Source organism: Gemmatimonas sp. (assembly GCF_027531815.1).
GTDB lineage: Bacteria > Gemmatimonadota > Gemmatimonadetes > Gemmatimonadales > Gemmatimonadaceae > Gemmatimonas.
Map to the genome: position 1 here is coordinate 432,130 of NZ_JAPZSK010000006.1, position 13,222 is coordinate 445,351.

Genomic DNA, 13,222 nt, shown 5'->3' on the forward strand with positions numbered 1-13,222 from the left:
GGCGTTCAGAACCGGACTTCCTTGCCGTCGTCGGCGGCCTTGTATATGGCTTCGACGATCTTCTGCACGGCCACCTGATCGGTGGGCGGCTCGTACGGCGTTTCCCCGCGGATGACGGCCAGGAAGTGCGCAATTTCGGCGCGATAGCTCTGCAGGAACGGACTCTCGCGCACACCGGCACCGCTGGGCGACACATCCACCGCGCGGCCGTTGAGCTCCTTGGTCACCCGCAACGGGGCGAGCCGTGCCGAGCCACGTGTGGCGTGCACTTCGAACCACCAGCGGTCTTCGTCACCCACGTACGACCAGGACACGTCAATGTTGAGCACCATGCCATTGGCGCACTCGAGGAACAGCTGCATGGCGTCTTCCACCGCGCCAGCGCCGCGGCCGCGCCGCATGCTCGACGACAGGCGCACCGGCGCCGGCCCGTCGGCCAACCACAGGGCGAGGTCGAGCAGCGGGAAGCCGTGCTCGAGAAACACCCCACCGCCCGACTCGGCGCGACGATTGCGCCAGCCGTCGGCGTTCTTCTTCACCTGCAGCGAGCCGCAGCGAATGCTGGTCACCTGCCCCAGTTCACCGTTGCGGATGAACTGGTCGAGGGCCTGCGTGTCGCTGCGGAAGCGGTGATTGTGCCCCACCACCAGCCGTACGTCGGCCTTCTGCGCCGCCGCCAGGCATCGCTCGATGCCGCGCGACGTCAGCGCCAGCGGCCGCTCACAGAGCACGTGCAGCTTCTTGCGCAGCGCACTCAGCACGTGCGGCTCGTGCAGGTGATTGGGGGTGGCAATGACGACCGCGTCGAGCGCGTCGCTGTCGAGCAGCTCCTCGAAGTCGGTGAAGACGTCGGGCACCCCGAACCGGTCGGCCAGCGCGCGCGCCTTGGCGGCGTCGTTGTCACACAGGGCAACGAGCTGGGCACCGCGCAGCTTGGAGAGAACAGGGATGTGCGTCAGCTGGGCAATGGCACCCGTGCCGACGACGGCGATGCGTACGCCGTCCTTCATTCACGCCTCCGGGGAGAAACAGATCAGTCGGCGAAGCCGACGACGGTCCCCGGATAGTAATGACGCAGGATCTCGCGGGCATCGGCCCCGGCCCGTGCCCGGCCGATTGCCCCCCACTGACACATCCCCACTCCGTGGCCGTGGCCGGCGCCACGCAGCGAAAGCCCCCGCAGGCGCCCACCGCCGCGCGACCCGCGCTCGACCGAAAAATACGTGCTGGACAGGATCGCGCCACGCGCATCGCGCATCACGGCCCGGATGTCGCGCGCCGCGATGGTGACGTCGCCCCGCTCGGTGCGCAGCACCACGCTCGCCGCCCGCCCGGAGCGGCTGCGGCCCGGCACCGTGAAGGAGTGCACCGCCGCCGGCCGCGGCTCGGCAGCCCCGCCCGCCTGCAGGGCCCGGCGCACGATCTCCCGCAGCTGCCCCTCGTCGAACTCGGCGTGCCAGTGGTTGCGCGGCGAAATGTCGCAGTACGGTTTGCCGGTGCGCGGGTCGAGATCGTCGACGTTCTGCAGATACGGCTCATCGCGCGCCCCCTTCCACGCCTCGCTGGGGGTGGCACTCCGCCCCCCGCAGCTCGACGAATAGGGTGCATCGACGATGAGGCCGTTGTAACGAAGCACCAGCCCGGCCGTGCGGTCGATGGCCTCGTTCACCACCGGATGCTCCGCATCGGCGCCGCCGTACACCTGGTTCTGTACGGTGGACACGAGGTTGAAGCCGCTCACCGGCGCCTCCACCATGCCCCCGGGCACCCGCACGTACGCATAGCTGCGCGCCGCGATGGCCTGCGCCTCCAGCGCCGCCCGCTCGGCCGGATTGCGCACCGGCAGTTCGAGCGGCACCACCCCGCGCAGGTAGTCCTCCACCGGCAGGCGGTTCACCACCATCACCCCGCTGTCGGTGGCCGTGAACACGAGTTCGCCGCGATAGCGGCGCGTCCCGTAGCGCAGCAGCGCATTGTCGAGCGGACGCGCCACGAACGGGCCCTCGCGCCAGGGGGTGGCGTCACCGCCATCACCGGCAACACGCAGCAGGCCATTCTTCTGTTCAATGCGCCACGGTTCGTCGCCGCGTCCGCGCACCAGCTGCACACGCCCGCCCTGCTCGTCGATGCGCCAGCGCCCGGTGGCACTCACCGGCGCCTCCCGCGTGCGCGCGCTGAGCGAGACGAGCGCCACGCGGTCGTTCGCCAACCGCCCGGGCGCTTCGGCCCGCGCGACCGGGGGCTCGGCGGCGGGCGTGGGCGCACCCGGGGCCCTCCCGGTGGGCGCGCACGCCACCATGGCCGCCGACGTCATGACCACCCCGCCAAAGACCGCGGGGACGAGCAGGCGCAGCCCGCTGCGCACGTCGAGGGTCATGACCGCGGCGGCACGACGTCAGTCCCGCTCGGCCAGCGCGGCGCCAAGCGCATCGTCGAGCCGCGTGAGCGTCTCGACGATTTCCGCCGGGCCGTGCGCCGCCGACATGAAAGCCGCTTCGAAGGCGCTGGGAGCGAGGCTCACGCCGCGACGGCGTGCCGCATGGAAGAAGCGGCGGAAGAGGGCCACGTCGCTTTGCTTGGCCTCCTCGAAGGTGCGCACCGGCCCCGCATGGAAGAAGAAGCCCCACATGGAGCCGCTGTGGCTCGCCGTGAACGGCACCCCGTGCCGCGCGGCGATCTCGCGCATCCCCTGCACCAGCGCCGCCGTCTGCGCGGTGATGCCGTCGTGCACCTCGCGCGTGAGCGCGCGCAGCGTGGCCAGGCCGCCGGCCATGGCCAGCGGATTGCCCGAGAGGGTACCGGCCTGATACACCGGGCCCGTGGGGGCGATGTGCTCCATGAACTTCCGGGCGCCACCGTAGGCGGCCACAGGCAGGCCGCCCCCGATCACCTTGCCAAGGGCCGTGAGATCGGGGGTCACACCAAAGCGCTCGGCGGCGCCACCATAGGCAATGCGGAAGCCGGTCATAACCTCATCGAAGACGAGCAGGGCCCCCGTTTCGTCAGCGATCCGTCGCAGCCCGGGAATGAACTGTTCCGTGGGCTCGATGTAGCCCCCATTGCCCACGACGGGCTCCAGCATGATCGCCGCCAGCGGGACCTCGCGCGCGATGCGCTCCACCGCTTCGAGGTCGTTGTACGCACAGGTCAGCGTGAGCTTGGCCAGTGCCTCCGGCACCCCCGGGCTGTCGGGGAGCCCCAGCGTGGCCACCCCGCTCCCCGCCTTCACCAGAAAGGCGTCGGCATGGCCGTGGTAGCACCCTTCGAACTTGAGGATGTACTCCCGCTTCGTGATGGCGCGCGCCAGCCGCGCAATGCTCATGGCCGCTTCGGTGCCGCTGCTGGTGAAGCGCACCATTTCCAGGTGCGGCATGCGCGCGGCGATCATGTCGGCCAGCTCGACCTCGCGCTCCGTGGGCATGCCGAAGCTCGTGCCCAGCTGCATCACGCGCGCCACTTCGTCGAGGACAACGTCGGGGGCATGGCCGAGGACGAGCGGCCCCCAGCTGAGCACGTAGTCGATGTACTCGTTGCCGTCGGCATCCCACACGCGCGCCCCCTTGCCGCGCGCGGCCACGAACGGTTCGCCGCCCACGCCGCGGAAGGCGCGCACGGGCGAGTTGACCCCGCCGGGAAAACGACCGCGCGCCCGCGCCATGATGTCGGCGGAACGCGCGTTGGTGGTGAGCAGCGGCGAGGGGATCGTCATCGGCCAAAACTCCCGGCGGAAGAGGTGTCGATGCCCACCAGCGGCAGGGCGCGGGTGGAGCGGACCGAAGGGGCCACCGCCGGCGCGTCGGCAACGCGCAGCAGCGAGGCGGTGAAATCGTAATCGTCGACGACCTGCTCGACCTGCACGTCAACGAAGGCGCCGGGGACCGGGCGTACCCCGTCCGCCAGCAGGGTGGACGGCACGGTCACGTGCATCAGACCGTCAATGTCGTCGGCCTGCCACGGCGCACGGCACACCCACAGATCGGGGGCATCGCCGGCGCGTTCCACCAGGACGCGGGCCTCGCGCCCCAGGAACCGCTCGTAGCGCGACGCGGTGATGCCGCGCTGCAGCTCCTCGATGCGTTCCTTGCGCTCCTGCTTGATGCTCTCAGCCACGTCGTCGTCCATGGCGAACGCGCGCGTGCCCTCCTGAGGGGAGTAGGTGAACACCCCCACCCGGTCGAACTGCATCTCCTCGAGGAAGTCGCAGAGCGTGAGAAAGTCGCTCTCCGTTTCGCCCGGGAAGCCCACGATGACGCTGGTACGCACGGCCAGATCGGGCACGATGGCCCGATAGCTCGCCAGGCGCTCACGAATAGTCTTCTGCCGCTCGGGGCGCCGCATGCGCGCCAGCACCGCATCGCTGCCGTGCTGCATGGGGGTATCGAGCCAGCGCACGATGCGGTCGTTGGCCGCGATGACCTCGAGCAGCCGCGGCGTGATGCCGGTGCTGTAGAGATACATGTTGCGCAGCCACGGAATGCTGGTCTCCCGCACGAGCGCTTCGAGCAGCTCGGGGAGCGCCGTACCGTCGCGGCGGTCGCGCCCGTAGTGGGCGAGATCCTGCGCCACGAGGTTGATCTCTCGCGCCCCCTGCGCCTCCAGCAGCTGCGCCTCGCGCACCAGGTCGGGCAAGGCGAAGCTGCGGTGCTTGCCGCGCATGAGCGGAATGGCGCAGAAGGCGCAGCCGTGATCGCACCCTTCGGAGATCTTGAGGTAGCGCACGTGCGGCAGGTCGCCGCCAAAGAGGCGCACGCCGGGGTGCTCCACCAGTGAGCCGCCCAGCAGCCCGCGCTCCACCAGTTCCGGTACCAGACGGTCGGTCTCGGAGTTGCCAAGAAAGACGTCGACCTCGGGGAGCGCTTCGAGCAGCTCGCTCTTGTGGCGCTCTACCATGCAGCCAATGGCGAAGACGGCCTTCACCTGCCCGTCGTCCTTGAGGCGGGCGGCGTCCACGATGGCCTCGATGCTTTCGGCCTTGGCCGCATCGATGAAGCCGCAGGTGTTCACCACGATCACATCGGCGTCGCCGAGGTTCTGCACTGGCTCGGCGCCATTCGCGACGAGGTCGGCGAGATACCGCTCGGAGTCTACCGTATTCTTGTCGCACCCGAGGGTGACCAGGCCGAACTTGAGCATCCGGGAATCATAGCGGGTTCGGGGGTGATGGACACGCCCCGGGTGGCTCCGGTTGTTTCGCGTGCGAGACGCCACGGGAGTCCCGCTCACCCCACTCGCGGCTTGCTTCGGGGGTGGCCGTGCGGGGCGCGGAGAGGAGCGTCGCGAGCTGTGCGCGTGCTGGCCTCGCGTGATGCCGCCACACGAGTGATGCAGCCCCGGCGGCTCCGCCGCCCCGTGAGCGGATCCCTGAGGGGGTGACGCCGGCGCGAAGCGAAGGAGCGGAGCGACGAAGCGGAGCGCACGGCCACCCCCGAAGAGAGCAGCGAACGGGGTGAGCGGAGTCGTCGGGGCGCGTCGCTCAGCGAAAGTTGCCGTACTGCAGCTCCACGCCGAACTCGCCCTGACGCAGCAGGGCGATGCACTCCTGCAGCATGTCCTTGTCGGGGCTCGAGACGCGTACCTGCTCGCCCTGGATGCTCGCCGTGATCTTCTTCAGCTTCGCCTCCTTGATGGCCGCCGTCACCTTCTTCGCGGTTTCGGCGTCGAGCGCCATCTTGAGCTTCACTTCACTGCGCAGGATCTCGTGACTGCCCGGCTTGGGGTCGGTGAACTCGAGATTCTTCACGCTCACACCGCGCTTCACCAGCTTGCCGCGCAGCACGTCCACGAGGGCGGTGTGCCGCATCTCGCCTTCGGCTTCGAGCTTGATGAGGTTGTCGGTGCGCTTGAACTCGATGAGCACCTGCGAGCCCTTGAAGTCGAAGCGCTGCGCAACCTCTTTCTGCGCCTGATTGACCGCATTGTCCACCTCCTGCAGGTCGCAGCCGGTGGTGACGTCGAACGAGTATGTGGAAGCCATGATGGGGTCAGCCGAGGAAGCTTTCGAGCGACTTGGCGCGACTCACGTGCCGCAGACGGGACAGCGCCTTCTCCTTGATCTGCCGCACCCGCTCGCGCGTGATCCCCAGCTGCGAGCCGATTTCCTCGAGCGTCATGGGCTCGGTCTCATCGATGCCGAAGTACAGGCGCAGGATCTTCGCTTCGCGCTCCTTGAGGCTGCCGAGTGATTCCTCGATCGCCTCCACGAGCGCCTTCTCGAAGGTCTGGTCTTCGGGGTTGGCGTTCTGGGTGTCGGGCAGGTAATCCAGCAGCCGGTTGTCCTCTCCCGGCGTGAGCGGCGCATCCAGCGACAGGTGCACCTGCGAGATGGACATGGTTTTGGCCACCTCCTCCTCGGTGATGTCCATGCCGTCGGCGATTTCCGCGTGCGTGGCCTCACGCCCCAGCTCCTGCAGCAGGGCGTTGGCGCGCTTGCCGATACGGTGCAATGTGCCGGCGCGGTTGAGCGGGACCCGTACGATGCGCGACTGCTCGGCGAGTGCCTGCAGGATGGCCTGACGAATCCACCACACCGCGTAGGAGATGAACTTGATCCCCTTGGTCTCGTCGAACTTGTGAGCCGCCCGAATGAGGCCAAGGTTGCCCTCGTTGATCAGGTCGGAGAGCGACACGCCCTGATTCTGGTACTTCTTGGAGACGCTGACAACGAAGCGCAGGTTGGAGCGGACCAGCTTGTCGAGCGCATCCTGATCCCCTACGCGAATGCGTCGTGCCAGCTCGGCTTCTTCCTCTCGGGAAATGAGCGGATATGCACTGATGTCGCGCAGGTACTGATCGAGGGAGCCTTCCTCGTACGACGCCTTCTTTTTCGGGGGAGTAACCGCCATGTTCGACCGGCTCGGGTGCTGAGTGGCTCATGGTATCCACCGCGCAGGAGGGAAACGCGGTGTCCGTCGTGGTGCCGTCGCCGACGCGTTACCACCCGCCAGCTGATATAAGGCTGACCGGGATGAGGGCGTTCGTCAACGACTCCGCGCGTGAAATCGGTGACCGGAACAGGCCGGAAATCATCGGACCGTCGTTCCGAGTCGCGCCCAGCGAATGCGCGTGAGCCACGGGGCCACCTGTGTGGAGTCGGGGGTGAAACTGAAGTACACGAACCACGGCGCGCCGCGCAGCTGCGACTCGGGCACGAATCCCCAGTAGCGGCTGTCGAGCGAATTGGCGCGATTGTCACCGAGCACGAAGAAGTGGCGCGGCGGCACCACCAGCGGCCCCCAGCTGTCGCGTGGTGCCCCCACCTGCACGTCGGGCTCCCCCGCATTGGCGGTGCCGATGGCGCCGTTGGTTCCGGCCGCCCCGGGCCCGCGCGCGGCGGTGGCGCGCGTGAGATAGGGTTCGGCCACCGCCACGCCGTTGCGCTGCAGCACACCCTGCGCCATCTGCAGCGTGTCACCGGGCAGCCCCACCAGACGCTTCACGAAGGCCTTGTCGGGATCGACGGGCCAGTCGAACACGATCACATCGGCATGCCGGGGCTCACGGAACGCCGGCAGACGACGGCGCAGCAGCGGAATCTCCGCGCCGTACACCCACTTGTTCACGAGCAGGAAATCGCCGACCAGGAGCGTGCGCTCCATGCTCGACGACGGGATGCGGAAGGCTGCCACCACGAAGGTGCGGAGGAACAGGAAGAGCAGCAGCGCCAGCGGCAGGATGCCGAGCCAGCCGGCGGCGCGCCCCGCTCCGCTGCGGCCGCCGGCCGCCCGACTGCTGGTGGCACCGCGCGCCCCCCACGACGGGAGCCGCACGCCGCGACGCGGCCGGTTGGCCGCGCGCAGCGCCTCGTTGCGCCGGTCCCGGTTCACCGGGCGCACACACCACGGGCATGGCGCCCCTGCCCCGTGGTCACCACCCGGTCCGGTGCGTCATGCGCGTACCTCAGTAATTGTCGATCTGCGCACGCTGCAACGCGCCCGAGTAGTCCACGTATCCCACCTTGGTTTCCGAATAAAACTCGTACACTTCCCAGCCCCCCTCGCGGTGCCCGTTGCCGGTTTCCTTGACGCCGCCAAAGGGGAGGTGCGCTTCGGCACCAATGGTGGGCGCGTTCACGTACGTGATGCCGTTGTCGAGCTCCTGCAGCGCCCGGAAGGCCACGTTCACGTTGCGCGTATACACCGAGCTGGAGAGCCCGTAGCGCACCCCGTTGTTCACGTCGAAGGCTTCAGCGGCATCCTTCACCTTGATCACGCTCAGCACCGGGCCGAAGATCTCCTCCTGGTCGAGGCGCGACCCTGCGGTGACCCCGGTGAAGATGGTGGGCTGGAAGAAGAACCCGCGATCGAGATCGCCGCCGGTGGCGCGGGCGCCGCCGCACACGAGGGTGGCCCCCTGCTCGCGACCGATCGTGATGTACCGCTCCACCTTCTCGCGCGCCGCTTCGTTCACCAGCGGTCCCACGTCGGTCCCTGCACGGCGCCCGTCGCCCAGACGCAGCGCCTGCGCCCGTTCGGCGAGGCGCGCCACGAAGGCGTCGTGAATGCTCTCCTGCAGCACGAGACGGCTGGTGGCGGTGCACCGCTGCCCGGTGGTGCCAAAGGCGCCCCAGAGCACGCCGTCGAGCGCCAGATCGAGGTCGGCGTCGTCGAGCACGATCTGCGCGTTCTTGCCGCCCATTTCGAGGCTCAGCCGCTTGTGCATGCGGCCGCAGGTCTCACCCACGAACCGCCCCGTCTCGGTGCTGCCGGTGAACGAAATGACCGGCACCTGCGGGTGCTCCACCAGCGCCTTGCCCACCACCTCACCCATACCGTGCACCAGCTGGATGACCTCGGGGGGCAGCCCCGCCTCCAGCAGCACCTCCACCAGCACCGTGCTCGTGTGCGGTACATCTTCGGCGGGCTTGAGGATGACCGCGTTGCCGCAGAGCAGCGCCGGGAAGGCCTTCCAGGTGGGAATGGCCAGCGGGAAGTTGAACGGGGTGATGAGCCCGCACACGCCAATGGGGCGGCGCATGCTCATGGCCCACTTGTTGGCGAGCTCGCTGGGCACCGTGTGCCCGAACAGGCGGCGCCCCTCGGTGGCGGCGTAGTAGGCGGTATCGATGCCTTCCTGTACATCCCCGCGCGTTTCCGCCAGCGGCTTGCCCATCTCGCGCGTCATGAGGTCGGCGAGTTCTTCCTTGCGCGCGGCCAGCAGGTCGCCCACGCGTCGCAGCACGTCGCCGCGCGCCGGGGCCGGCGTCCGCTTCCACTGCTCGAAGCCACGACGGGCGCTGGCCACGGCGGCCTCGATGTCCGAGGCGCCGGAGGCGGGGAAGAGCCCGATCAGATCCTGCTGATCGGCAGGATTGCGATTTTCGAAGTACGCGCCGGTGGAGGGGGCAATCCACTGGCCGCCAATGAAGTTCCGGTAGGTGGTGGTCATACCTGCAAATGTAGCCGACCGACCGGACTAGAGCGTGGTGCCACTCCGCCCCGGTGGGAGCAATCCGGCCGGGGCCGGTGACACAGGGAGCGTCGACGGCGTACCGTCGGTGCCCGGGGTCACACCGGGGTTGCCGGGCAGCGCCGGCAGGCCGTCGCAGCTCCACTGCCCCGGGCGCACGGCGGTCGGCACGGCGTAGCCCACGCGCGGCAGCACTTCGCGCGCGCCCAGCGCCAGCCCCCACACGGTCACGAGCAGCGAGGCCACATGCGCCAGCCCCAGACGATGCCGCCATGTGCCCAAGGCGCTCCACAGCCCCAGCAGCGCCACGCCCCCGGTGGCCGCCGTGAAGCCCACGAGCGGCGCCCCGCAGCGCGCCGGCCACGGCCAGAACATGAGCCCCGCCGCCGCCGCCACCGCCACCAGCACCTTGGCCCACGACACCCACGGCTTCCCCGCCCCGGGCACCGTGGCCGCGGGGAACGCACCCGCCTGGGGCGCCGCCGACTTGGGCGCCCCCGCCGGCAGCGCGCGCGCGGGAGCGCCCTTGACCGGCGCCACCGGCTGGGCGCTCTTGAGCAGCTCGTCGTCGGAGATGGACGCGAGCTGCTTGTCGATCTTGGCGAGTTCCTTGTCCCAGTCGGTCATGACGAAGCGTACGTGGGCGCCCTACTCGGCGGTTTCGCGCTGCAGGGCGTAGCGCTCGATCTTCTTGTACAGGTTGGAGCGCGGCATGTCCAGCGCGCGTGCCGTTTCCGAGACGTTCCAGTCGAACTGGCGCAGCTTGGCCAGCAGATACGCCCGCTCGGCTGCCTGCTTGAACTCCTCGAAGGTGGCAATGTCGAGCAGCCCCCCCAGCCCCGGCGATTCGGTGGCCCGACGCCCCACCAGACGCTCCACGTCGGGAGCGCCGATGGTGGCGTGACTGGCCAGAATGACCAGCCGCTCCACCGTATTGCGCAGCTCACGCACGTTGCCCTGCCACTCGAGCTCCTGCAGGCGGCGCAGCGCGTCGTCGGTAATGCCGCGCGCCGGCAGGCCGTCACGGGCCGCCAGCTGCTGCAGGAAGTGCACGACGAGCAGCGGAATGTCCTCCCGCCGCTCACGCAGCGCCGGCACCGTGATGGGCACCACGTTGAGCCGATAGAAGAGATCCTCGCGAAAGCGCCCCGCGGCGATCTCCTCCTCGAGCTGCTTGTTGGTGGCCGCCAGTACCCGCACATCCACCTGCACCGGCTTGTTGCCACCAATGCGCGTGACCACGCCATCCTGCAATACGCGCAGCACCTTGGCCTGCGCGTTGGCGCTCATGTCGCCGATTTCATCGAGAAACAGCGTGCCGCCGTCGGCCTGTTCGAACTTGCCGGCACGATCGCTCACCGCGCCGGTGAAGGAGCCCTTCATGTGCCCGAACAGCTCGCTTTCGATGAGCTCGCTGGGAATCGCGGCGCAGTTCACCTCGACGAACGGCTTCTTGGCGCGCGGCGACCCCCGGTGGATGGCGCGCGCCACCAGCTCCTTGCCGGTCCCGTTCTCCCCGGTGATGAGCACGCGCGCCGGCGTGGCCGCCACCTTCTCGATGCGATCGAGCAGCGCGCGAATGCCGAACGACCGCCCCACGATCTCGTAGCGGCTTTCGATCGTTTCGCGCAGCCGCGCGTTTTCTTCACTGAGCGTGCGGTTCTCGAACGCGTTGCGCAGCAGCACCAGCACGCGATCGGTATCGAGCGGCTTCTCGAGGATGTCGTACGCGCCCAGCTGCGTGGCTTCCACCGCCGTCTGGATGGTGGCGTGGCCGCTGATCATCACCACCGTGGCGGTGGGGTCGGCCTGCCGCAGCCGCTTGAGCACCTCGAGGCCGTCGAGCCCCGCCATCTTCACATCGAGAAAGACGAGCTGCGGACGGAAGGCATCGTACAGCGTGATCCCCTCGGCGCCACCACTCGCCGTTTTCACCTCGAACCCTTCGTATTCCAGCAGCTGGCCCAGGGCCTGGCGAATTCCCGGTTCGTCGTCGATGACGAGGACGCGACGGTTCATGAGTGAATCACGGGGTGCGGGCAGTGGAGGTGGAGGCGCGGTACAGCGTGAGCGTGCCGTTCACCACGCGGACATCGCTGACCGACGTGGGGAGCGGCACCGGCAGCGCATCGGCAGCGAGCGTACCGGCACCCGATGCGCTATCTACCGCCGCCGCGCCGGGGCGTTCCGCGCCGGGGCGTTCCGCGCCGGGGCGCGGTGCCGCCCCGCGCAGGCTGCTCACGAGCCCGGGGATGAGGCGGGTGGGCACATCGATCCCCTTGAGGCGCAGCTCCTGCACGCGGAACTGCGCCAGCCCGGGGCGCACCGGTTCGAGCGGCCCGGCCAGAAAGAGCGTGTCCTCACCGACCAATGCCTTCCCCAGCACGGCGCCAATGGCCGACTGGCCGGTGAAGTCGCTCAGCGACACGGCGGTGCGCACCAGCAGCAGGTCGCCGTCGAGCGCCACCTGGGCGGTGATGGCCGATGCCGGCAGCTGCGCGAAGAGCGGCGCGAGCAACCCCGCCACCTCGTTGGCGCCCAGCGACACATAGGCCGGGCCGTTGCGTCGGCGCAGCGGCGCGAGCGGGTTGGTCTTGGGCGCCACCGGCGCATCGACGTTCACGGTCACCCACCCCAGCTCGCGGTCGCGGCGTTCGCGCGCCGCGCGGCGCCGCGCCTCCTGTTCGGCGGCAATGCGGGCGCCCTCCTCGCTGTCGAGCCGCTCGCTGGTGCGCACGGCGGCATCGGTGACCTTGTCGGCGGCACCGGAGGCGGCGCGGGACAGGACCGACGGCAGGCGATCGCCGTACAGCCAGTAGCCAACCGCGCCACCGACCACGAGGACCACGGCACATCCGATTCGCGTCAGACAGCCCACAGGCGTTGTGCAGGAGGGGGAGACGACGGCCAGCGTGCACCACGGCAGCGTGCGCGGCCACAGCGTGTGCAGAAGCTACGTGAGCCGTGACCGCAACGGCAGTCTGGCGGGTGCGCGGTGGCTATCGGCGAACGGTCGTCAAGGGCACTCGGCGCCGCGCAGGCCGGATCGCCGCTCCGCGCCAATCACCGCCAGCGCTCACAGGGCGCCTGCAATCACGCGAAGATCATCCGCACGGCTGTTGCATCCATCGACCAGCACGTCGCTTGCGGCGAGTCCGATGATGCCGATGGCCAAGTCACTCCGGCTGACACCTCGGCTCTGGAGCAGCCGTGCCACCGGGTCAATGTCGGCGTGCTGAATGCGCGCGGCGAAGCGCAACATGCGGGGGCCACGCGCCAAGGTTCCCTCTGCATAGCGCCGCACGCGGTCCAGCAATGCCGGTTCGCGCTGCAGCTGCCGCAGATAGTACGTGACCAGCTTCGACCGCAGGGCGGATTCCTCGGCGCAGAGCGCGTGTGCGATGGTGCGAAAGGCATCTTCGGCAGCCTGTGTCACGCGCGACTCCAGTCGATCTTCCGCCGCCCGTTCACGTGCATCACGCAGACGAGGCTCAGACTGCGCTGGTATGGACGTGATCCGCTGGCACTCGGGGCAGACAGCCACGAGCACTCCGTCCACGCTCACGCCGCTCTGTTCGAGTCGCAGTGTCCGCAAAGCGAACCTCGCCATCACTTCCTTCTCGCAGGACAGGCAAAGGTCCAGCGTCGTGTCACCCTCCACGAAGAAGAGGCTTGCAAGGTCGTCATGCGCCACCGATTTCATGTGGTCACTCACTCACGTGCTGGGGTGAATGCTGTACACCTTCCATCCCTGCACGGGGCTGCTCGGTTGAAAAAAGAACTTGAGATACCACCGAGTATGGTCGGCCACAGTCGC

At 68.9% G+C, this 13,222-nt stretch carries 12 protein-coding genes; all 12 read right to left on the bottom strand.

Annotated elements, in window-relative coordinates; translation table 11 throughout:
* Positions 1–5: 5 nt before the first annotated feature.
* Complete coding sequence (locus tag O9271_RS09400) at positions 6–1,010, bottom strand: Gfo/Idh/MocA family oxidoreductase (protein WP_298268671.1); 1,005 nt, start codon at positions 1,008–1,010, stop codon at positions 6–8.
* Positions 1,011–1,033: 23 nt separating this feature from the next.
* The gene (locus O9271_RS09405; RefSeq protein ID WP_298268674.1) at positions 1,034–2,377 is read right to left on the bottom strand and encodes a SpoIID/LytB domain-containing protein; all 1,344 of its coding nucleotides are present in this window, start codon (positions 2,375–2,377) and stop codon (positions 1,034–1,036) included.
* A gap of 18 nt (positions 2,378–2,395) precedes the next feature.
* Entirely contained in the window at positions 2,396–3,709 is a 1,314-nt protein-coding gene (gene hemL, locus O9271_RS09410) for a glutamate-1-semialdehyde 2,1-aminomutase (RefSeq protein WP_298268676.1), read from the bottom strand.
* Positions 3,706–5,133 carry a 30S ribosomal protein S12 methylthiotransferase RimO gene (gene rimO / locus O9271_RS09415; protein WP_298268678.1) on the bottom strand — a complete coding sequence of 476 codons (1,428 nt, stop codon included), beginning with the start codon at positions 5,131–5,133 and terminating at the stop codon, positions 3,706–3,708. The genes hemL and rimO overlap by 4 nt, the downstream gene beginning before the upstream one ends.
* 340 nt (positions 5,134–5,473) lie before the next feature.
* Positions 5,474–5,974, bottom strand: a complete 501-nt coding sequence (locus O9271_RS09420; RefSeq protein WP_298268679.1) for a YajQ family cyclic di-GMP-binding protein — start codon at positions 5,972–5,974, stop codon at positions 5,474–5,476.
* Positions 5,975–5,981: 7 nt separating this feature from the next.
* Positions 5,982–6,842, bottom strand: a complete 861-nt coding sequence (locus O9271_RS09425) for an RNA polymerase sigma factor RpoD/SigA (RefSeq protein WP_298268681.1) — start codon at positions 6,840–6,842, stop codon at positions 5,982–5,984.
* Between the two features lie 180 nt (positions 6,843–7,022).
* Positions 7,023–7,823 carry a signal peptidase I gene (gene lepB, locus O9271_RS09430; protein WP_298268682.1) on the bottom strand — a complete coding sequence of 267 codons (801 nt, stop codon included), beginning with the start codon at positions 7,821–7,823 and terminating at the stop codon, positions 7,023–7,025.
* 73 nt (positions 7,824–7,896) lie between these two features.
* On the bottom strand, positions 7,897–9,384 hold the full coding sequence (locus O9271_RS09435; RefSeq protein ID WP_298268684.1) for an aldehyde dehydrogenase family protein: 1,488 nt from the start codon (positions 9,382–9,384) through the stop codon (positions 7,897–7,899).
* Between the two features lie 27 nt (positions 9,385–9,411).
* Positions 9,412–10,032 carry a hypothetical protein gene (locus tag O9271_RS09440; RefSeq protein WP_298268686.1) on the bottom strand — a complete coding sequence of 207 codons (621 nt, stop codon included), beginning with the start codon at positions 10,030–10,032 and terminating at the stop codon, positions 9,412–9,414.
* A gap of 21 nt (positions 10,033–10,053) precedes the next feature.
* Entirely contained in the window at positions 10,054–11,424 is a 1,371-nt protein-coding gene (locus tag O9271_RS09445; RefSeq protein ID WP_298268688.1) for a sigma-54 dependent transcriptional regulator, read from the bottom strand.
* A 7-nt stretch (positions 11,425–11,431) separates the two neighbouring features.
* Positions 11,432–12,253 (bottom strand): hypothetical protein, encoded by an 822-nt coding sequence (locus O9271_RS09450; protein WP_298268690.1) that lies wholly within the window; start codon positions 12,251–12,253, stop codon positions 11,432–11,434.
* Positions 12,254–12,481: 228 nt separating this feature from the next.
* Positions 12,482–13,108 (bottom strand): hypothetical protein, encoded by a 627-nt coding sequence (locus O9271_RS09455; protein ID WP_298268692.1) that lies wholly within the window; start codon positions 13,106–13,108, stop codon positions 12,482–12,484.
* Positions 13,109–13,222: the final 114 nt, after the last annotated feature.

What these genes read in the sequence shown, in the direction of transcription:
- O9271_RS09440 (WP_298268686.1), bottom strand. Translation starts at nt 10,032, where the DNA reads ATGACCGACTGGGACAAGGAACTCGCCAAGATCGACAAGCAGCTCGCG.
- hemL (WP_298268676.1), bottom strand. Translation starts at nt 3,709, where the DNA reads ATGACGATCCCCTCGCCGCTGCTCACCACCAACGCGCGTTCCGCCGAC.
- O9271_RS09445 (WP_298268688.1), bottom strand. Translation starts at nt 11,424, where the DNA reads ATGAACCGTCGCGTCCTCGTCATCGACGACGAACCGGGAATTCGCCAG.
- O9271_RS09405 (WP_298268674.1), bottom strand. Translation starts at nt 2,377, where the DNA reads ATGACCCTCGACGTGCGCAGCGGGCTGCGCCTGCTCGTCCCCGCGGTC.
- O9271_RS09455 (WP_298268692.1), bottom strand. Translation starts at nt 13,108, where the DNA reads ATGAAATCGGTGGCGCATGACGACCTTGCAAGCCTCTTCTTCGTGGAG.
- O9271_RS09400 (WP_298268671.1), bottom strand. Translation starts at nt 1,010, where the DNA reads ATGAAGGACGGCGTACGCATCGCCGTCGTCGGCACGGGTGCCATTGCC.
- O9271_RS09425 (WP_298268681.1), bottom strand. Translation starts at nt 6,842, where the DNA reads ATGGCGGTTACTCCCCCGAAAAAGAAGGCGTCGTACGAGGAAGGCTCC.
- O9271_RS09420 (WP_298268679.1), bottom strand. Translation starts at nt 5,974, where the DNA reads ATGGCTTCCACATACTCGTTCGACGTCACCACCGGCTGCGACCTGCAG.
- O9271_RS09435 (WP_298268684.1), bottom strand. Translation starts at nt 9,384, where the DNA reads ATGACCACCACCTACCGGAACTTCATTGGCGGCCAGTGGATTGCCCCC.
- rimO (WP_298268678.1), bottom strand. Translation starts at nt 5,133, where the DNA reads ATGCTCAAGTTCGGCCTGGTCACCCTCGGGTGCGACAAGAATACGGTA.